The organism is Shinella sp. HZN7, from assembly GCF_001652565.1.
In the GTDB taxonomy this organism is placed as follows: Bacteria; Pseudomonadota; Alphaproteobacteria; order Rhizobiales; family Rhizobiaceae; genus Shinella; species Shinella granuli.
In genome coordinates, this window is record NZ_CP015736.1 from 4,109,005 (window position 1) to 4,129,255 (window position 20,251).

Annotated in this window: 19 protein-coding genes; 12 read left to right on the plus strand and 7 right to left on the minus strand. The window is 64.4% G+C overall.

Annotated elements, in window-relative coordinates:
* Nucleotide 1: 1 nt before the first annotated feature.
* Nucleotides 2-529 (plus strand): RNA pyrophosphohydrolase, encoded by a 528-nt coding sequence (locus shn_RS19755; protein WP_064331941.1) that lies wholly within the window; start codon nt 2-4, stop codon nt 527-529.
* A gap of 89 nt (nt 530-618) precedes the next feature.
* Here shn_RS19755 and bfr read toward each other — a convergent pair whose 3' ends face one another.
* Complete coding sequence (gene bfr / locus shn_RS19760; RefSeq protein WP_064331942.1) at nt 619-1,104, minus strand: bacterioferritin; 486 nt, start codon at nt 1,102-1,104, stop codon at nt 619-621.
* Nucleotides 1,070-1,381: a (2Fe-2S)-binding protein gene (locus tag shn_RS19765; RefSeq protein ID WP_064331943.1), complete on the minus strand. Its 312-nt coding sequence runs from the start codon at nt 1,379-1,381 to the stop codon at nt 1,070-1,072. Before shn_RS19765 ends, bfr begins: the two co-directional genes overlap by 35 nt.
* A gap of 386 nt (nt 1,382-1,767) precedes the next feature.
* On the opposite strand from shn_RS19765, the gene shn_RS19770 reads away from it, so the two are divergent.
* Nucleotides 1,768-2,202 (plus strand): metallopeptidase family protein, encoded by a 435-nt coding sequence (locus shn_RS19770; RefSeq protein ID WP_064331944.1) that lies wholly within the window; start codon nt 1,768-1,770, stop codon nt 2,200-2,202.
* 161 nt (nt 2,203-2,363) lie between these two features.
* Here shn_RS19770 and shn_RS19775 read toward each other — a convergent pair whose 3' ends face one another.
* Together shn_RS19775 and shn_RS19780 are read right to left on the minus strand one after the other, a co-directional pair.
* Nucleotides 2,364-2,570, minus strand: a complete 207-nt coding sequence (locus shn_RS19775) for a DUF1737 domain-containing protein (protein ID WP_023517284.1) — start codon at nt 2,568-2,570, stop codon at nt 2,364-2,366.
* Entirely contained in the window at nt 2,567-3,478 is a 912-nt protein-coding gene (locus tag shn_RS19780) for a CoA ester lyase (protein WP_064331945.1), read from the minus strand. The genes shn_RS19775 and shn_RS19780 overlap by 4 nt, the downstream gene beginning before the upstream one ends.
* A 152-nt stretch (nt 3,479-3,630) precedes the next feature.
* On the opposite strand from shn_RS19780, the gene shn_RS19785 reads away from it, so the two are divergent.
* The 5 genes from shn_RS19785 to shn_RS19805 all read left to right on the plus strand — a co-directional run bounded on the left by shn_RS19785 (nt 3,631) and on the right by shn_RS19805 (nt 7,246).
* On the plus strand, nt 3,631-3,879 hold the full coding sequence (locus tag shn_RS19785; RefSeq protein ID WP_064331946.1) for a hypothetical protein: 249 nt from the start codon (nt 3,631-3,633) through the stop codon (nt 3,877-3,879).
* 156 nt (nt 3,880-4,035) lie between these two features.
* Nucleotides 4,036-4,641 (plus strand): 3-isopropylmalate dehydratase small subunit, encoded by a 606-nt coding sequence (leuD, locus tag shn_RS19790; protein WP_064331947.1) that lies wholly within the window; start codon nt 4,036-4,038, stop codon nt 4,639-4,641.
* A 5-nt stretch (nt 4,642-4,646) separates the two neighbouring features.
* A complete protein-coding gene (locus shn_RS19795) occupies nt 4,647-5,027 on the plus strand; it encodes a RidA family protein (RefSeq protein ID WP_064331948.1) in 381 nt (126 codons plus the stop codon).
* Between the two features lie 211 nt (nt 5,028-5,238).
* A complete protein-coding gene (gene leuB, locus shn_RS19800; RefSeq protein ID WP_064331949.1) occupies nt 5,239-6,348 on the plus strand; it encodes a 3-isopropylmalate dehydrogenase in 1,110 nt (369 codons plus the stop codon).
* Nucleotides 6,349-6,547: 199 nt separating this feature from the next.
* Nucleotides 6,548-7,246 carry a phosphatase PAP2 family protein gene (locus shn_RS19805; protein ID WP_064331950.1) on the plus strand — a complete coding sequence of 233 codons (699 nt, stop codon included), beginning with the start codon at nt 6,548-6,550 and terminating at the stop codon, nt 7,244-7,246.
* A 57-nt stretch (nt 7,247-7,303) separates the two neighbouring features.
* Here shn_RS19805 and shn_RS19810 read toward each other — a convergent pair whose 3' ends face one another.
* Complete coding sequence (locus shn_RS19810) at nt 7,304-9,193, minus strand: MFS transporter (protein WP_064331951.1); 1,890 nt, start codon at nt 9,191-9,193, stop codon at nt 7,304-7,306.
* Nucleotides 9,194-9,288: 95 nt separating this feature from the next.
* Here shn_RS19810 and shn_RS35925 point away from each other — a divergent pair, with 95 nt between their 5' ends.
* The 3 genes from shn_RS35925 (at nt 9,289) to shn_RS19820 (ending at nt 11,754) form a co-directional block, all read left to right on the plus strand.
* The gene (locus tag shn_RS35925; RefSeq protein WP_133035152.1) at nt 9,289-9,564 is read left to right on the plus strand and encodes a hypothetical protein; all 276 of its coding nucleotides are present in this window, start codon (nt 9,289-9,291) and stop codon (nt 9,562-9,564) included.
* A gap of 112 nt (nt 9,565-9,676) precedes the next feature.
* Entirely contained in the window at nt 9,677-10,711 is a 1,035-nt protein-coding gene (locus shn_RS19815; protein ID WP_064331952.1) for an aspartate-semialdehyde dehydrogenase, read from the plus strand.
* A gap of 221 nt (nt 10,712-10,932) precedes the next feature.
* Nucleotides 10,933-11,754, plus strand: coding sequence for a lytic transglycosylase domain-containing protein (locus tag shn_RS19820; protein ID WP_064332712.1), 822 nt, complete (start codon nt 10,933-10,935; stop codon nt 11,752-11,754).
* Between the two features lie 151 nt (nt 11,755-11,905).
* Here shn_RS19820 and shn_RS19825 read toward each other — a convergent pair whose 3' ends face one another.
* Nucleotides 11,906-12,547: a carbonic anhydrase gene (locus shn_RS19825; RefSeq protein ID WP_064331953.1), complete on the minus strand. Its 642-nt coding sequence runs from the start codon at nt 12,545-12,547 to the stop codon at nt 11,906-11,908.
* 95 nt (nt 12,548-12,642) lie between these two features.
* Nucleotides 12,643-13,518, minus strand: a complete 876-nt coding sequence (pdxY, locus tag shn_RS19830) for a pyridoxal kinase PdxY (RefSeq protein ID WP_064331954.1) — start codon at nt 13,516-13,518, stop codon at nt 12,643-12,645.
* A 276-nt stretch (nt 13,519-13,794) separates the two neighbouring features.
* On the opposite strand from pdxY, the gene shn_RS19835 reads away from it, so the two are divergent.
* The gene (locus shn_RS19835; RefSeq protein ID WP_064331955.1) at nt 13,795-18,576 is read left to right on the plus strand and encodes an NAD-glutamate dehydrogenase; all 4,782 of its coding nucleotides are present in this window, start codon (nt 13,795-13,797) and stop codon (nt 18,574-18,576) included.
* Between the two features lie 279 nt (nt 18,577-18,855).
* A complete protein-coding gene (locus shn_RS19840) occupies nt 18,856-20,214 on the plus strand; it encodes an MFS transporter (RefSeq protein WP_245337329.1) in 1,359 nt (452 codons plus the stop codon).
* The last annotated feature ends 37 nt before the right edge of the window (nt 20,215-20,251 follow it).

Genomic DNA, 20,251 nt, shown 5'->3' on the forward strand with positions numbered 1-20,251 from the left:
GATGGGCAAGGAAAAGGACAAGGGGATCAGGGCCGAGGACCTGCCGTACCGTCCCTGTGTCGGCATCATGGTGCTGAACGCCGAGAACAAGGTCTGGGCAGGCCGGCGGATTCCCGTCGGCAATTCCGAATATGACGGCTCGCCGCAGCTCTGGCAGATGCCGCAGGGCGGCATCGACAAGGGCGAGGACCCGCTGAAGGCCGCCTATCGCGAACTCTACGAGGAAACCGGCATCCGCAACGTCTCGCTGCTCGCCGATGCCGGCCGCTGGATCAATTACGACCTGCCCGCCCACCTGATCGGCGTCGGCCTCAAGGGCAAGTATCGCGGCCAGACGCAGCGCTGGTACGCGTTCCGCTTCGAGGGCGCGGAGGACGAGATCGCCATCAATCCACCACCGGGCGGTCACGACGCGGAATTCGACGCCTGGGAATGGAAGCCGATGCGCGATCTGCCGGACCTCATCGTGCCCTTCAAGCGCAAGGTCTACGAGGAGGTCGTCGCGGCCTTCGCGCATCTGGCGCCCTGACGACACCCGCTCCGGAATTGCGGCAGGAGAAATGCAAAAACCCCGGTCACAAGACCGGGGTTTTCTGTGTCGGGCGTAGGGCTTGCGCCTTATTCGGCTTCGTTCGCCGGCGCCGCGTTGAGCTGACCGTACTTTTCCTCGCCGAGCTTGCCGAGCAGCTCCAGCTGGGTTTCGAGGAAATCGATATGACCTTCCTCGTCGGCCAGCAGCTCCTCGAACAGCTTCATGGTGACGTAGTCACCGGCGTCATGACAGATGTCGCGCGATTTCTTGTAGGCCGTGCGGGCGTCGTATTCGCCGGCAAGATCGGCTTCCAGCACTTCCTTGACGTTCTGGCCGATGCGAAGCGGCGCGACGGTCTGGAGGTTCGGATGGCCCTCGAGGAAGATGATGCGGGCGACGAGCTTGTCGGCGTGCTGCATCTCTTCGATCGACTCGGCGCGCTCCTTCTTGGCGAGCAGCGTGTAGCCCCAGTCTTCCAGCAGACGATAATGAAGCCAGTACTGGTTGACGGCACCGAGTTCGAGATAGAGCGCTTCGTTAAGCTGCTCGATGACTTTTTTGTCGCCTTTCAAGGTCCGCTCTCCTGTTTTCTTCGTGGAATTGTTTGAGGCGGGTCATGAAATCAAATATCTCGTCATCCGTCGAGTGGCGGCCGGCGTGATACTGCTCGGTCGTGCGGATGATGATGTCGACGACATTGGGGAAACAGCCGCAGCAGCGGCCGCGCTTCTGCATGGCGTGATAGACTTTTGCGGGCACGATGAGCTGCCAACAGTCCTCGTCGAGGAGGCTGTTGATCACGTCAACGATTTCCTTTTCGGTGATGAAGTTACAGCTGCAAACCAGCATTTCGTCTTGCCTGCCATACGCAAAGTACTGAGTTTCCGGGATTAAGCAAAAGACGACCCTGACTGTCAAGAATGAACAGGTCAGCCTTGTTGACTCATCAGTTTAGAGTCATTCTAATCTTGATTATAAATGTCGTCTTTTCATAGACTTATGGCCCGGATCGCGCCGTCGAAACACGGCGTGGCTGCGGCAAACTGACCGATCACATTTTGTTGCAGAACCGCCCCGGACCCGATTCCATCACGCCGGCCGTTCTCCGCTCCTGACAGCGAAGGATCGAATCGACCGGCAGCGCGGTGCGCTCGCGCGCCGATGCACGCGGGGCATGCAATTTCATCCCTCGAAAAACGCTGGAAATCGTCTATATGACGGGCAAAGGAGAGCCCATGGCCCGCATTGACCAGACCGAGGATTGGCGCACGCGCCACGCCCCGACCATCAGCGCTTTCGAATCCCTGGCGGTGGAAGCCTATGGCCACCTGCCGGAAGAGTTCCGTGCGCTCACCGGCAACCTCATCATCGAGATCGCCGAGTTCCCGAGCGACGACGTCTTCGAGGACATGGCGCTGGAGACTCCGTTCGACCTGCTCGGCCTTTTCGAAGGCCGCGGCATCACCGAGCGCTTCACCGTCGAGACCGGCGAAATGCCGAACCGCATCACCCTCTACCGCCGCCCCATCCTCGACTATTGGGCGGAGAACGAGGAAACGCTGGGCGACATCGTCACCCATGTCCTCATCCACGAGATCGGCCACCATTTCGGCCTGTCGGACGACGACATGGAACGCATCGAGGCGAGCGCGGAAATCGCGGCGGGCTGAGCCGCCATCACCGAACCACAGCCGTCTCTTTCGTCATGGTCTGGCTTGACCCGTCCATCCACACCTCATCCTCGGGTTAAACCCGAGGATGACGGAGGTGAGGGAGGCGAGGTCTGCCGGAACGTCGGCGGCAGAGGGCGCCCGGGAGCATGTTCTCCCGCTTACTGCTCGGAAAGCTTGATATCGGGCGTATATTCCTTGCCCGGCACATCCTTCACCACCGCCTGGCCGCACTGCATCAGCTTGGTCTCGGCATTGTAGGCATAGGTCGGCGAACCGTGCAGGTCCCAGCCCTTGTTCAGCGCCAGCGTCACCTTGTGGCAGAACGAGGCATCATCAGGGCCGGTGAGGAAGCGGTAGACTTTCATGCTTTCTTCTTTCTGTCATTGATCAGGTCGGCCTTGGCGAGAATGCGCCCGGCCTGGTCGGCATGGAGCTTTTCGACCATGCGGCCGGCAAGGGAGACGACAGCCCTGCCGGCATTGTCGGGCGCAGCGAAGGCGGAGACGATGGCGAGCGCCTCGGCCGCCTCGGCCTCCGTGACGCCATAGGCTTCATTGGCGGCGGCGATCTGCGCGGGATGGATCAGCATCTTGCCGTCAAAGCCCATCTGCCGGCCCTGCCGGCATTCCGCCCCGAAATTCTCGTCGTCGGAAAAATCGTTGAAGACGCTGTCGATGACGTCGAGGCCGCAGGCCCGCGCCGCCACGACGACCTGCAGCAGCAGCGGCACGAGGAAGGGGCGGCCGGGAACATCCGCGATACCGGTTTCCTTGCGCAGGTCGTTGAGGCCGACGACGAAACAATCCAGCCGCCCGCCACGGGTGCGGCCCGTCTCGGCGATGGCGGCGAGGTTGAGGAGGGACGCTGCCGTCTCGATCATCGCCCAGAGGCGCGGCCCGTCATCCGCCCCCGCTTCGGAAAGCCAGTCGGCGACGGTCAGCACGTCCTGCGGTTCGGAGACTTTCGGCAGCAGCACCGCATCGGGCATGCAATCGAGCACCGCCTCAAGATCGAGCACGCCGTCCGGCCCGTCGAGCGCGTTGATCCGGATGACGTGCTCCTGGCCGGAGGAGCGGTCGAGCGTCTTGAAGTGCTCGACGAGGGCGGCGCGCGCCTCCGCCTTCTTCTCCGGCAGCACGGAATCCTCAAGGTCGAAGATGACGGCATCGCAATCGAGCAGGGCCGACTTGGCGAGCGCCCGCGCATTGACGGCGGGAACGCTGAGCACCGAGCGGCGCAGGCGAAGCGGATGGTGATGCGGTGTCCTGTTCATCCGCCCTTTTTGCCGCGCTTTGCCACGGCCCGCAAGCGCCGCGACATCGCTCTTGCCCGCAGGACGCTTTGGCGCACCGGATCCGGCGTATTCGGCCTTGCAATGAACAAATTCGCCCCCCACATTGCTTTATAGAGAAAGGGCAAATCAAAATGCAGCGCATCCGCTCCGTCGTCTTCGCCGTCTTCACCATGCTTGTCGCAGGCGCGACCTTCCTGTTCGCCGCCTCCGTGGGCCTTACCATCGCCGGCATCGTCGCCGTGCTGATGCTCGGTTCCATGCTCGCCGCCAAGCTCCAGCCGGCTCCGGTCCGCGCCACCGCGCGCAATGACCGCCGGGCGCCCGGTCAGCGCGAACCGCGCATCTGGAACGACGGCCGCGGCACGATCATCGACCTTTAAGAAGGTTTCGCTCCCGAAAGGGACGCCCGGGCGCTTTTTGCGCGCCCGGCATTTGCGTTTGACGCCCGGCTTTCCGGAAGATTCTCCTTCAAATCCGCGGAAAACTCATCTAAACGCTTGTGCCAACCGACATCATCGCATTTCGAGGGTTTTCGCATGGACAAGTTCGTCAAGCTGACCGGCGTCGCCGCGCCGCTTCCCGTCGTCAATATCGACACGGACATGATCATTCCGAAGGATTACCTCAAGACGATCAAGCGCACCGGCCTCGGCAAGGGTCTTTTCGCCGAAGCGCGCTACAACGAGGACGGCAGCGTCAACCCGGATTTCGTGCTGAACAAGCCGGCCTACCAGAACGCATCGATTCTCGTCGCCGGCGACAATTTCGGCTGCGGCTCCTCGCGCGAACACGCGCCCTGGGCCCTGCTCGACTTCGGCATCCGCTGCGTCATCTCCACCAGCTTCGCCGATATCTTCTACAACAACTGTTTCAAGAACGGCATCCTGCCGATCGTCGTCAGCCAGGATGATCTCGACAAGCTGATGGACGACGCCAGCCGCGGCTCCAACGCCATCCTGACCGTCGACCTGGAAGCCCAGGAAATCACCGGTCCCGACGGTGGCCGCATCACGTTCGAGATCGACGCCTTCCGCCGTCACTGCCTGCTGAACGGCCTCGACGACATCGGCCTGACGCTGGAGAAGGCGGCCTCGATCGACACTTTCGAGAAGCAGGCCGCGACCTCGCGCCCCTGGGCTTGAAGAGCATGCGCCGGCTGATCTCGTCCGGCTCTCCCTTCGAAGCGACGGCGGGCTATTCGCGCGCCGTCGTTCAGGGCAACTGGTGCTTCGTGTCGGGCACGACCGGCTACGACTATGCCACCATGACCATGCCCGAAAGCGTCGAGGACCAGACGCGCAACACGCTCGCCACCATCGGCAAGGTTCTGCAGGAGGCCGGTTTCTCCTTCGCCGACGTCGTGCGCTGCCACTACTACGTGACCGACGCCGCCTTCGCCGACCGCGTCTTCCCGATCCTCGGCGAGACCTTCGGAACGATCCGCCCTGCGGCCACCATGGTCGTCTGCGACCTCATCCGGCCGGAAATGCTCATCGAGATCGAAGTCACGGCGCTGCGCGCGAACTAAAGCATGTCGCGCAAACGTGTGCAGCGGTTTTGCGATAACGACATGCGAAAAATCAAAGACCTAAAGCGCGGGAGCGATCTGAAAGATCGCGATGCCGCTTTAGCCGAAAGGCGAAACGCCTCGCGCAAAATTCTTTCTTTTCGACGATTTTCCTTGAACGGAAGTTGCGCTAAGAAGCGCGCGACCATTCCGTGACATCAAGGACAATCCCATGACAGCGCGCACCCTCCTCCTTCTGCCCGGCGACGGCATCGGCCCGGAAGCCATGGCGGAAGTCCGCAAGATCATCGCCTACATGAACGCCGAACGCGGCGCCGGCTTTGAGACCGACGAAGGCCTCGTCGGCGGCTCGGCCTATGATGCCCATGGCGCGGCGATCTCGGAAGGCGACATGGAGAAGGCGCTCGCGGCCGACGCCGTGCTGTTCGGCGCCGTCGGCGGCCCGAAATGGGATGCCGTGCCCTATGAGGTGCGCCCGGAGGCCGGCCTCCTGCGCCTGCGCAAGGACCTGAAACTGTTCGCGAACCTGCGCCCGGCCATCTGCTATCCGGCGCTCGCCAACGCCTCCTCGCTGAAGCCGGAACTCGTCGAAGGCCTCGACATCCTCATCGTGCGCGAACTCACGGGCGGCGTCTATTTCGGCGAGCCGAAGGAGATCATCGACCTCGGCAACGGCCAGAAGCGCGGCATCGACACGCAGGTCTACGACACCTACGAGATCGAGCGCATCGCCGGCGTCGCCTTCGAACTCGCACGCACGCGCAACAACCGCGTCTGCTCCATGGAAAAGCGCAACGTCATGAAGTCCGGCGTGCTCTGGAACCAGGTGGTGACGGAAACGCACAAGCGCAGCTATTCCGACGTTCAGCTCGAGCACATGCTGGCCGATGCCGGCGGCATGCAGCTCGTGCGCGCGCCGAAGCAGTTCGACGTCATCGTGACGGACAACCTCTTCGGCGACATGCTCTCCGACGTCGCCGCCATGCTGACCGGCTCGCTCGGCATGCTGCCGTCCGCCTCGCTCGGCGCGCCCGACGCCAAGGGGCAGCGCAAGGCGCTCTACGAGCCCGTGCACGGCTCGGCGCCGGACATTGCCGGCAAGGGCATCGCCAACCCGATCGCCATGATCGCCTCCTTCGCCATGTGCCTGCGCTACTCCTTCAACATGGTCGCGGACGCCGACAACCTGGAAAAGGCGATCGCCGAGGTGCTCGACAGCGGCATCCGCACCGGCGACATCATGGCCGAAGGCTGCCGCAAGGTCGGCACCGCGGAAATGGGCGACGCCATCCTCGCCGCCTTCAAGAAGCTTTCGGCCTGAGCAATACCCCCTTCATCCGGCCCTTCGGACCATCTTCTCCTCAGTGGGAAGAAGGGGCTGGCAACCGGATGAGGGGACTGTGACCACGACCGAAAAAGGCTCCCGGCGCCAGCGCTCCGGGAGCCTTTTTCGTTACGGGTCCCTTGAAAAGCGGGCGGCGGCCAACACATGGAAGCCACGCCGTTCTCGAAGGATCGCCATGAACCGACCGCTTGCGACCTCCACGCTCTGGATCTTCGCCCTGACCGCCGTACTCGTCGTGGCCCTCATTCCCTTCGATCCCATGCTTTCGCAGCATGCACAGGGCCTGCCCGGCACCATCGTGAGCTTCAACGAGCGCATCACCGATTTCGGCACCTTCAGCTGGATGATCTACGGCTCCGGCTTCACCGTCATCCTCGCCTATATCGTCCACCGGGTCAGCCGGAACGAGACATTGGTGGGCCGGGCAAGGACGGCGCGGCGGCTGTCGCTCTATTTCTTCCTGACGATCGGCGCCGCAAGCGCCCTCGTCCATCTCTTCAAGATCATCGTGGGGCGCGCACGGCCGGAGCTTTTTGCCGAACTCGGCGCCTACAGCCTGACGCCCTTCGCCAACGACAACCTGTTCCAGAGCTTCCCTTCCGGCCATTCCGCCGCCGTCGGCTCGTTTTTCGGCGCCTTTTCCATGCTGGCGCCGCGGCTGCGCCCGCTCTTCTTCCTGGGCGCGCTGGCGATCGGCATCTCCCGCGTCATCGTCGGGGCGCACTATCCGAGCGACGTCGCCGCCGGCCTCCTGCTCGGCCTCTGGACGGCCATCGCCACGGCCTTCTTCTTTGCCGGCCGGGAATGGCTCTTCCGCTTCGACGCGCGCGGCTGGCCGCTGCCGAAATCCCTGCTGCCGCCCAAGGGCCAATAAAAAACCCGGCCCGTGTCGCCACGGGCCGGATCGCCATGAACTATCGGAAGGGGGAGATCAATCCATGGCGTGGATGTCGCGGTCCTTCGTTTCCGGCAGGAAGAGAAGACCGATGACCAGCGTGATGCCAGCGAAGACGATCGGGTACCAGAGGCCGTAGTAGATGTCGCCCTGGGCCGCGCTCATCGCGAAGGCCGTCGCCGGAAGCAGGCCGCCGAACCAGCCGTTGCCGATATGGTAGGGCAGCGACATGCCGGTGTAGCGGATGCGGGTCGGGAACAGCTCGACCAGCAGGGCGGCGATCGGGCCGTAGACCATCGTGACGTAGATCACGAGAACGGTCAGCACGGCGATGATCGTGATCCAGTTCACGCGCGCCGGATCGGCCACCATGGTGAAGGCACCGCCCTTGTCGATCGTGTAGACCGCCATGTCGGAGACCCCGGCGGCTTCCTCGGCCGTCAGCAGCTTGGCCGTGACGAGGTCGGCAGCCGGCATGGTCGCCTTCTCGCCGGCGCGGATGGCGGCGGCATCAAGGGCGAGTTCCGGGTTGCCTGCGATGAAGGCATCCAGCTTGGAATCCGGAACCTTGACCGCACCGCGGACCAGCGGGTAACCGTTCGCCTGCAGGGCCAGGTTGGTTTCCTTCTGGAAGGCCGCGTCGAGCGTCTTGACCTGGTCGGCCGAAGCGATGGCATCGTAGCTCGAGATCGTCTTGTCGCCGATCTGGACCGTTGCTGCCGTGCCGGCAGCCGCCGTGGTGACGACGTCATAAGGCACCGAGTTGCGGGTCAGGAACGAGGTCGCGATGTCGCACGAGGTGGTGAACTTCGCCGTGCCGGTCGGGTTGAACTGGAACTTGCAGTCGCCCGGAGCAGCGGTGACCGTTGCGCGGATCGTGTCCTGCGCCGTTGCCAGCGCCGGGTTGCCGGCCCAGGTCAAAGCCTTGAACAGCGGGAAGTAGGTCAGCATGGCGAGCACCAGGCCGGCCATGATGATCGGCTTGCGGCCGATCTTGTCCGACAGCCAGCCGAAGAAGACGAAGAAGCCGGTGCCGATGAGCAGCGAGCAGGCGACCATGATGTTGGCCGACTGGCTCTCGACCTTGAGAACGCCCGTCAGGAAGAAGAGCGCATAGAACTGGCCGGAATACCAGACGACGGCCTGGCCGACGACGGCGCCGAAGAGCGCGAGCAGCGCGATCTTGGCGTTGCGCCACTGGCCGAAGGCTTCCGTCAGCGGTGCCTTGGAGCCCTTGCCTTCTTCCTTCATCTTCGCGAAGGCCGGCGATTCGTTCATCTTCAGACGGATCCAGACGGAAACGCCGAGGAGCACGACCGACAGCAGGAACGGAATGCGCCAGCCCCACTCGGCGAAGGCTTCCTTGCCGACGATGAACTGCACCGCGAGGATGACGATCAGCGACAGGAACAGGCCGAGCGTCGCCGTCGTCTGGATCCACGAGGTGAAGTAACCGCGTCTGCCGTCCGGAGCATGCTCGGCCACGTAGGTCGCGGCACCGCCATATTCCCCGCCGAGCGCCAGACCCTGCAGCATGCGCAGGATGATCAGGATGATCGGCGCGGCAATGCCGATGGTGGCGGCACCGGGCAGGAGGCCCACGACGAAGGTCGAGACGCCCATGATCAGGATGGTGACAAGGAAGGTGTACTTGCGGCCGACGAGGTCGCCGAGGCGGCCGAACACCAGCGCGCCGAACGGACGCACGAGGAAGCCGGCGGCGAAGGCGAGCAGCGCGAAGATGTTGCGCGTCGTCTCCGGATACTGGCTGAAGAAGGTGGCGCCGATATAGATCGCCAGCGAGCCGTAAAGATAGAAGTCGTACCACTCGAAAACGGTGCCGAGCGAAGAGGCGAAGATCACCTTCTTCTGCTCGCCCGTCATGGGCGCAGCCTTGGCGTTGCCCACGGTCGAAACATTTGCCATTTCATTGTCCTCCACGAAAACGGCGTAGCGGGGCAGCCCATGACGGTCCGGAGTTTCTCCCTAAAAACACCGGACGGGGTGCGCCTGATGAAAGGATGGCAGAAAACGCCTTGCTGCATCAGCGCTGCTTTGGGCTTATGACTTTCGGCGTAAGACTTAAGTCGAGGGCGCTGGCGAAATCCCGGATCGTTCACGCAAGGCTTGACTCTTCGGCAGATGAGCGTATTCAGCACGCACGCAAAGGAACCGCCATGTACCGCTATGGTCTCGCCATCGCCCGCATGATCGCTCCGGCCTTCACCGCCGGACGGGTTCGTCATTGCGTATCGATTTCCAAAACAATGGCCAAAACGACGACGAAAACCGTCTGACGTCTCTGGCCACCGCTCTCTCCCCGGTATGGCCGGGGACCGGAACCCGCGTCATGGCCGGCGGGTTTCACCTCCTGAACCCGCGGAGAGACAGAGAAAGAGAGCTTTAGACATGGGTTTCAAGATCGCAGTCGCCGGCGCGACCGGCAATGTCGGCCGCGAAATGCTGAACATCCTTTCCGAGCGCGGTTTCCCGGCTGACGAAGTCGTGGCGCTCGCCTCCGCCCGTTCGCAGGGCACCGAGGTCTCCTTCGGCGACAGGACGCTGAAGGTGCAGAACCTCGAAAACTACGATTTCTCCGACACGGACATCTGCCTGATGTCGGCCGGCGGCACGGTTTCGCAGAAGTATTCGCCGAAGATCGGCGCCCAGGGCTGCGTCGTCATCGACAACTCCTCGGCCTGGCGCTACGACGCCGACGTGCCGCTGATCGTTCCGGAAGTGAACCCCGACGCCGTCACGCAGTTCACCCGCAAGAACATCATCGCGAACCCCAATTGCTCGACCGCCCAGCTCGTCGTCGCGCTGAAGCCGCTGCATGATCGCGCCACCATCAAGCGCGTCGTCGTGTCGACCTACCAGTCGGTCTCCGGCGCCGGCAAGGACGGCATGGACGAACTCTTCAACCAGACCCGCGCCGTCTTCGTCGCCGATCCGATCGAATCGAAGAAGTTCACCAAGCGCATCGCCTTCAACGTCATCCCGCACATCGACGTGTTCATGGAGGACGGCTACACGAAGGAAGAGTGGAAGGTTCTCGCCGAGACCAAGAAGATGCTCGACCCGAAGATCAAGGTGACCTGCACGGCCGTGCGCGTTCCCGTCTTCATCGGCCATTCCGAATCGGTCAACATCGAATTCGAGAAGGAAATCACGGCGGACGAGGCCCGCGAGATCCTGCGCGAGGCGCCGGGTTGCCAGGTCATCGACAAGCACGAGAACGGCGGCTACATCACCCCGTACGAATCGGCCGGCGAGGATGCCACCTACATTTCGCGCATCCGCGAGGACGCGACGGTCGAGAACGGCCTCAACATGTGGGTCGTCTCCGACAACCTGCGCAAGGGTGCCGCGCTCAACGCCATCCAGATCGCGGAGCTGCTCGTTGCCCGCGGCCTGATCAAGGCGAAGAAGCAGGCTGCCTGACGGCGGAAAGCGGAGCGCATCGCCTTTTCGAGAAAATTGGCAACGCTCCCTTAATCAATTTTAAATAAAAGTCCCGGTTGTTCCGTCTGAGGACAATCGGGACTTCGCTTTGAAGCGGTCCCGGCGGCATCGCCGGAACGGTTCACGGCAAGGTGCGATGACAGGAACAGGAGAGCATGGCATGCTTTCCCAGCGGAATTGACGAGATCACGGGGTTTTTCATGGGCATGACAAAGAGCGTGGCCAAGGTGCTGGCCGCAATGATCGCCATGGCGGCAGTGCCGGCGGTGGCCGAAGCGGCCAAGTGCGGCAACGACGGGGGCGGTTTTCCGGCCTGGGTAGAGGCGTTCAAGGACGAGGCGGCCGGCCGCGGCATCAGCCGTTCGACGATCGACAAGGCCTTCTCCAATGTCAGCTATGCCCGCGCCACGATCCGCGCCGACCGCGGCCAGAAGAGCTTCAAGCTCTCGCTCGAACAGTTCATGCAGAAGCGTGGCGGCCAGGCGATCATCCGCCGCGGCAAGAGCCTGAAGAAGCAGAATGCCGCGCTCTTCCAGCGCATCGAGGCGCGCTACGGTGTGCCGGCCGGCCCGCTGCTCGCCATCTGGGGCATGGAAACCGGCTTCGGCGGCTTCCTCGGCAAGGAACACACGATCTCGGCCGTCGCGACGCTCGCCTATGACTGCCGCCGGTCGGACTATTTCACCAACCAGCTCTACGCCACGCTCCAGCTCGTGCAGAAGGGCATCCTGTCGACCTCGGCCCGCGGCGCGGCGCATGGCGAAATCGGCCAGACGCAGTTCCTGCCGGCCAACGTTTTGAAATACGGCGTCGACGGCGACGGCAACGGCCGTATCGACCTCGTCGGTTCCAAGGCCGACGCGCTCGCCTCCACGGCCAACTTCCTGCGCGGCCACGGCTGGAGCGCCGGCGGCGGCTACCAGCCGGGCCAGACCAATTTCAGCGCATTGCAGGGTTGGAACGCGGCGAGCGTCTACCAGCGCGCGATCGCCATCATCGGTGCGGAAATCGACGGCGACTGATCGGCCCCGGGCCTCTCTCTGGCCATGGTCGGGTTTGACCCGACCATCCACGCTGCGGATACGGCGGTGGATTCTCGATGAGGCCGAGAGTGAGAAAAGAGCGATATATCAATAAGATAACCCGGTGCGAGCCTTCGCGCCGGGTTTTTCGTTATATGCCGGGGCGCTGGAAGTCGCCGGTCTTGGCGTCCATGATCCACAATTCGCCCGTCGAAATATCGAACCAGGCCCCGTGGAGCTGGATGCGGCCGCGCTCTTCCAGGATGCGCACGCAGGGGAAGCTGCGCAGGTTGGTGAGCGAATTGCGGATCGAGACGCGCTCCAGCGCACGCTGGCGCTCGCCCTGGGTCAGGATCTCGGCGCCCTGGATCTGTTCGGCGACGGGCTTCAGCATGCCCATCCACTTGCCGATGAAATCACCGGGCGACAGCGGCTCGGCATCCGGATCGAGCGCCGCGGAAATGCCGCCGCAGCGGCCATGGCCCATCACCACGATATCGCTGACCTTCAGCGACTGCACGGCGAATTCGAGCGCCGCCGACGTCGCATGGAACTGGCCGTCCGGCTCGTAGGGCGGCACGAGGTTGGCGACGTTGCGCACCACGAAGAGCTCGCCCGGCCCGCTGTCGAAGATCGTCTCCGGCGCGGCGCGGGAATCGCAGCAGGCGATCACCAGTGTCTTCGGTTTCTGGCCCGTCTCGGCCAATGCCCTGTAGCGCGCCGACTGCTCGGCGTAACGGCCGGACATGAAGTTGCGGTAGCCGTTCAGAAGACGATCGGGAAAACGGTTCATGGCGTCGGAATACCCCCGTGTAACAATCTACCGGATGAGGCCCCATCCGACCCTGCATAAACCATTCCGAAAGGCAGGGCGCAAGGCCGGATCGTTCAGGATCGCCGCGGCTGGGCCGGATGCACGAGGCGGCGCATGTGCACCATCGCCATGGGCGTGGAAATGCTGGAGGCGTCCTGTTCGAGCGTCAGCTCGTCGGCACCGCGCTTGGCTGTGCGTGCGACGATCTCGAAGACGCTGGCGGTCGCCATCATCAGGGCGCGCTCTTCCGGCAGGCCCTCCATCATCCGGGAGAGGAAGATCGCGGCCAGAAGGTCCCCCGTGCCGTTCGGCGGGTTCGGCACGAGCCGGTGCTCCGCCAGCAGCGCATGGCGCCCGGAGAGATAGAGATTGCCGGTGCTCCCCGCCATCAGCGCCAGCGAGGAGGTGACGAGCATGCGGGCAGGCCCGAGCGACAGCGCCGCCTCCATGATCGCCCCGTTGGTCTCGAGCGGCGCGCCGGCAAGCCAGGCAAGCTCGAAACGGTTGGGCGTGGCGATCGAGGCGAGGGGGATCAGCGCATCGCGGATCGCCACGGCCGTATCCTCCGGAACGTAAAGGCCGCGATCGTCGCCGCAGACCGGATCGCACATATAGACGAGATCGGGATTTTCCGCCCGCAGGGCCGTGACGAGCCGCGCCACCGAATGGGCCTGCGCAGCACTGCCGAGATAGCCGGACAGCACCGCCTTGACCTCGCCCCGCCAGGGCGCGCGGATGAGATCGGAGATCATCGCGTCGAAATCGTCAGCGGAAATCGCCACCCGCGTCGAACGCCCGCGACCGGGATGCCAGGGCAGGATGACGGTCGGCAGCGCCCAGACCGGATGGCCGAGCGTCTCGAGCGCGAAGACGGCGGCGCGGTTGCCCACCGTGCCGCGCACCACATGGCTCGAAATCACGATGACCGCGCCCTTGTCGCTCTCGTTCATAACCGGCTCCCCTGGTTCCGGCCGAGTGATGACAAGGGGGTCATTTCCTGTCAACGCCCACCCCTTTTTCGACCGTCGGCCGAAACGGGGAAAAAAGCAGCTCCGGCCGTTTTCGGGCTGCTTTTCGACGAGAAAACACGGATTTCACGACAAAACGACAGTGAAACTGACCTATCTTGGACAAAATCGATTGAATTTTCTCGCGATTCCACAAATTCCGTCGCGCGTATTTTTTCTTCTGCTAACGTCCGGCCATCGGATTCGAGGGAGAATTCCATGGGTGCCAGGACCAACGTGAAAAGAGAAAAACACATCGAGGCCGCAAAGGCCGCAGCCGCCGCCCTCGGCGCGAAGACGCTGAACCCGGACATCCTCTTCGGGCGCGCCAGCAAGGACGACCTCGAGCACTATACCGGCGAGATGCTGGCCGTCGCGGCCGCCCATGCCATGGCCGAGATCGAGGCCTGGGACGGCACGGAACCGCGCATCACCGTCACCACGCTGGCCGATGTTCGCCCGCAGGGCCAGCCCGTCTCGGTTCTGTCCGTCACCGACCGCAACCAGCCGTTCCTTTATGATTCGGTGATGGGCGAGGTGACGAGCACCCATCGCGACATCCACCTGGCGATCCACCCCATTCTCGTCGTGACGCCGGGCGAAGCGCCGAAACTCTTCTCGCCGGACGAGGACAGCGACCCGGCGCAGCGCGTCAGCCATATCGAGATCCACCTGTCCGAACTGGCACCGAACGAGGCCGCGGCGCTCGCCGAGCGGGTCGGGACCGTGCTCGACCAGGTGCACCTGGCCGTCGACGACTGGCCTTCCATGCTGGAAAAGCTCGACAGCGTCACGGCCGACATGGAGCGCTACGCCAAGGAGAAGCCGGGCAAGGAGGAGGCACTCGCCTTCCTTCACTGGCTGCGGGGCAACAACTTCACCTTCCTCGGCATGCGTGAATACAGCTATTCCGGCAAGGGCGAGGCGGCGACCGTCGAACGCGGCGGCGAAGGCCTCGGCATCCTCTCCGATCCCGACGTGCGCGTGCTGCGCCTCGGCAAGGACGCGGTAACGACGACGCCGGAAATCCTCGAATTCCTCGAAGGCCCTGATTTCCTGATCGTCACGAAGGCGAATGTGAAATCCGTCGTGCATCGCCGGGCCTATATGGACTATGTCGGCCTCAAGCGATTCAACGAGAAGGGCAAGGTCATCGGAGAACTGCGCATCGTCGGCCTCTTCACCTCGACGGCCTATACCCATGCCGCCGGCCAGATCCCGCTGCTGCGCTCCAAGGTCGAGCACATCATCGAGCATTTCGGCTACGATCCGAAGAGCCATTCCGGCAAGATGCTGATCAACACGCTGGAATCCTATCCGCGCGACGATCTCTTCCAGATCGACACCGGGCTGCTCGCCACCTTCTGCGAGCAGATCAACGAACTTGCCGACCGGCCGCGCATCCGCGTGCTGCCGCGCATCGACCGTTTCGACCGCTTCGTCTCGGTCATCGTCTACGTGCCGCGCGAACAGTACGATTCCGATGTACGGGAAAAGATCGGCAACTATCTGAAGTCGGCTTATGACGGCCGCGTCTCGGCCTATTATCCGGCCTTTCCGGAAGGCGGCCTTGCCCGCGTGCACTTCATCATCGGCCGTTCCGGCGGCAAGACGCCGCGCATCCCGCAGGGCAAGCTCGAACAGGCGGTGCGCGAGATCGCCACCCGCTGGACCGACCGCTTCGAGGCGCTCTCCAACGCGGACGGCGTGCGGCTCGTCACCGACCGCAGCTACCAGGAGGACTTCACCCCCGCCGAGGCCCATGCGGACCTGGCGCTGATCACCACGGCGACGCCCGAGAACCCGATCAGCATCGCCTTCTACCGCAAGGCCTGGCACACGGATCTCGCCTCGGTCGAATTGAAGATCTTCCATGCCGGCGAGCCCGTTTCGCTGTCGCGGCGCGTGCCGCTGCTGGAAAACCTCGGCTTCAACGTCATCAGCGAGCAGACGCACGACCTGACGCTGGCCAGCCTCGACGGCGACGGGCGCCGCGTCATCCTGCATGACATGGAGCTGCGGCACCGCGACGGCGTCGAGATCAACCTTGCCAGGCTGAGCCCGATGCTGGAGGAGGCGTTCCTCGCCGCCTGGCACGGCGAGGTGGATGACGACGCGCTGAACCGCCTCGTCCTCACCGGCGGCCTCTCCGCCCGCCAGATCATGGCGCTGCGCACCTATTCGCGCTACCTGCGCCAGACGGGCATCGCCTATTCGCAGGGCTATATCGCCGATACGCTCAACAAGTATCCGCCGATCGCCGCCGACCTCTTCCGCCTGTTCGAGACGCGCCTCGACCCGAAGCTCTCCGAGCGCCAGCGCGAGAAGAAATCCGCGGACGTGGCGACGGCCATAGAGGCGGCGCTGGCCAACGTGCCGAGCCTCGACGAGGATCGGATCCTGCGCCGCTACGTCAACGCCATCGAGGCCACGCTGCGCACCAACTATTTCCAGCGTGATGCAGACGGCAAGCCGCGTAAAACGCTGGCGATCAAGCTCGACCCGAAGGCCCTGGACGGCCTGCCGGAGCCGCGGCCCTTCCGCGAGATCTTCGTCTACGGCGCCGAGGTGGAGGGCGTGCACCTGCGCTTCGGCAAGGTCGCCCGCGGCGGCCTGCGCTGGTCCGACCGCGCGCAGGACTACCGCACGGAAGTGCTCGGTCTCGTGAAAGCCCAGCAGGTCAAGAACTCGGTCATCGTGCCCGTCGGCGCCAAGGGCGGCTTCTATCCGAAGCAGCTTCCCGTCGGCGGCAGCCGTGACGCCGTCTTCAAGGCCGGCACCGAGGCCTACAAGACCTATATCCGCACGCTGCTCTCCGTCACCGACAACATCGTCGGCCAGGACGTCGTGCCGCCGGCCGATACGATACGCCTCGACGGGGACGACCCCTATTTCGTCGTCGCCGCCGACAAGGGCACGGCGACCTTCTCCGATACGGCGAACGGGCTGGCGCAGGAAGCCGGCTTCTGGCTCGACGACGCCTTTGCCTCGGGCGGCTCGGCCGGCTACGACCACAAGAAGATGGGCATCACCGCCCGCGGCGCCTGGGAAACCGTCAAGCGCCATTTCCGCGAGATGAACATCGACATCCAGAAGACGCCGTTCACGGTCGCCGGCGTCGGCGACATGTCGGGCGACGTCTTCGGCAACGGCATGCTCTTGTCGCGCAAGATCCGGCTCCTCGCCGCCTTCGACCATCGCGACATCTTCATCGATCCCAATCCCGATACCGACACGTCCTTCGCCGAGCGCCGCCGCATGTTCAACCTGCCGCGTTCGAGCTGGCAGGATTACGATCGCTCCGTGCTCTCAAAGGGTGCGATGATCATCCCGCGCACGGAAAAATCCGTGACGCTGACGCCGGAAGCCATGGCCGTCATCGGCATCGACAAGGCCAAGGCGACGCCCTTCGAGATCATGACCGCGATCCTCAAGGCACCGGTCGATCTCCTGTGGTTCGGCGGCATCGGCACCTATATCCGCGGCCAGAACGAGACGGATGCGGAGGTCGGCGACCGCGCCAACGACCCGATCCGCATCGTCGCCGACGATGTGCGCGCCAAGGTGATCGGCGAGGGCGCCAATCTCGGCGTCACCCAGCGCGGCCGCATCGCCTTCGGCCTCAAGGGCGGGCGCTGCAACTCGGATGCCATCGACAATTCGGCCGGCGTGAATTCGTCGGACGTCGAGGTCAACATCAAGATCGCGCTCGCCTCTGCCATGCGCGAGGACCGGTTGCCGCGCGCCAAGCGCAACGTGCTGCTCGCCGCGATGACGGACGAGGTGGGTCACCTTGTGCTGCGCAACAACTACCTGCAATCCCTCGCGATCTCGCTGACGGAACGTCAGGGTACGGCCAACCGCGCGCCGCTGACCCGCCTGATGGACCGTCTGGAGGCTGCCGGCCAGCTCAACCGCAAGGTCGAGACGCTGCCGGACGACCGTACGGTGGCCGAGCGCTACCAGGCCGGCAAGCCGCTGACGCGGCCGGAGATCGGCGTGCTGCTCTCCTATGCCAAGCTGGTGCTGTTCGACGAACTGGTCGGCACCGACCTGCCGGACGAGCCCTATTTCGAACCGACGCTGATGAGCTACTTCCCGGCGAAGATGCAGAAGGCCTATGCGGACGACATCCGCGCCCATCGCCTGCGCCGCGAGATCATCGCGACGATCCTTGCAAACGAGGTGATCAACCGCGGCGGCCCGGCCTTCGTCAACACGCTGACGGATGGTACCGGCTTCGGTCCCGCCAATGCGGTGAAGGCGGCCGTCATCGCGCGCGACGGCTACGGCCTCGCCGCGCTCTATGCCGGCGTCGACGCCCTGGACAACCAGGTCTCCGGCTCCGTGCAGAACGAGCTCTACGAGGAGATCGGCCGCATCTACGCCTCCGTCACCAGCCTGCTCCTGACCACCGGGGCGGTATCAGGCCCCATGGGTGAGGCGGTGCACAAGCTCAAGCAGGCCCTGAAGCAACTGCGCCCGCAGCTTTCCACCCTCATTTCCGAACAGGCCGGCGACGAGGCCCGCCGCAAGGCCCATGCCTATGAGGACGAAGGCGTGCCGACGGAGCTGGCGGAAGAGATCGTCACGCTCTCCATGCTGACCTTCGTGCCGGAAGTCATGCTGATCGCCGGGGCGACGGGCGACACGCTCGGCAAGACGGCGCAGGCGTTTGCCGGCATCAGCGCGGCGCTCAATATCGGCCGGCTGCTTTCGGCGGCCAGCCGCATTCCGACCAGCGATCTCTACGAGGCACTCGCCCTGCAGCGCAGCCTCACCGACATCGCCAATGCCCGCCGCGATCTCGCCACCGTGGTGCTGACGCGCCACAAGGGCGACAAGACACCGCTCGCCACCTGGCAGCAGGGCGACCGCGAGCGGCTCGCCCGCGTCACCGCCAACCTCTCGGCGCTGACGGAAGCCGGCGAAGCCACGCTCGCCAAGGTAAGCGTCGCCGCCGGCATCCTGAGCGACCTTGCGCAGGAACGGGCACGATAAAGCCAACCTCGTCGCAGCCGTCTTTCGGCGGCTGCGACTGCTTCCGAAGCATATGGAATCAGACGTCGCCGTTCCCTTGTCCCTTCGCGGGGAGAAGAAGATGGGGCGGCGTTCTCATTCCATAGGCGATTGCCTGCCTTGCGGTAGACGGCCGGCAGGCACGAGGCGGGCGCTCTTTTTCACCGTCGTCCCACCCGTTGAACCCCATCACCCGCAAATGCTAGCCTCGCCCCGAACCGGCGCGAAAAAACCGCCGCTGCAACGATTCGAGGAGCAAGCGTGCGCGAAAACCGCCTCGGCATAACGGGCTGGATGCTGTTCGACTGGGCGGCGCAGCCCTTCTTCACGGTCATCACCACCTTCATCTTCGGCCCCTATCTCGTCTCGCGCCTCACCGAGGATCACGCGGCCGGGCAGGCGGCCTGGAGCTACACGCTCACCATCGCCGGCGTCGCCATCGCGCTGCTCGCCCCCGTCATGGGCTCCATCGCCGATGCCTCCGGCGCGCGAAAACCCTGGATCGCCGCCTTCGCCGCCGTCAAGATCCTGTCGCTCCTCGCCCTCTGGTATGCGGCGCCCGGCAGCAGCCTCGTCTTCGCCATGGCGATGATCGTGCTCGCCACCGTGACGGCGGAATTCTCCATCGTCTTCAACGATTCGATGATGCCGCGCCTCGTCAGCCCCGCGGATGTCGGCCGCATCTCCAACATCGCCTGGGGCCTCGGCTATCTCGGCGGCATGATCGTGCTGATCGCCGTCGTCGCGCTGCTGGCCGCAAACCCGGAGACCGGCCGGACGGCGATCGGCATCAGCCCGCTCTTCGGCCTCGACGCCGCCGCCGGCGAGGATGCCCGCATCACCGGGCCGATCTCGGCGCTCTGGTATCTCGTCTTCATCCTGCCGATGTTCTTCTTCACGCCGGACCAGAGCCGCGGGCTGCCCATTGCGGCCGCCGTGCGCGCCGGCTTTGCCGACCTCTCCGTCGCGCTGCGCGACCTGCGCAGGAAGCCGGGCATCCTGCGCTTCCTCATCGCGCGGATGATCTACCAGGACGGGGTCAACGGGCTGCTGGCGCTCGGCGGAACCTTCGCCGCCGGCATGTTCGCCTGGCAGACCTTCGAGCTCGGCATCTACGGCATCATCCTCAACGTGGTGGCGATCGGCGGCTGCCTCTATGCCAGCCGCATGGACAGGCGCCTCGGCTCGAAGGCCGTCGTCGTGATGAGCCTCGTCTGCCTGATCCTCGCCACCATCGGCATCGTCTCCACCGGCCCGGGCTTCACGCTGTTCGGCCTCATCCCTCTGCCGACCACCGATTCCGGCGGCCTGTTCGGCACCGCGGCGGAAAAGGCCTATATCGTCTACGGCCTCATGATCGGCGTCGCCTTCGGCCCCGTCCAGGCCTCCGCCCGGTCCTATCTCGCAAGAAGCATCCATCCCGACGAGGCAGGCCGCTATTTCGGCCTCTATGCCCTGTCCGGCCGGGCCACGTCCTTCCTCGCGCCGCTCTCCGTCGCGCTCGTCACCACGGCAACCGGCTCCGCCCGCCTGGGCATGATGGCGCTCATCGCCTTCCTCCTCACCGGTTTCCTGCTCCTGCTGCGCACGCCCTATCCGGCAGCGAAAGTTGAGGCCTGAAACGAAAAACGCCCCGCGAACGGGGCGTTTCTATCCG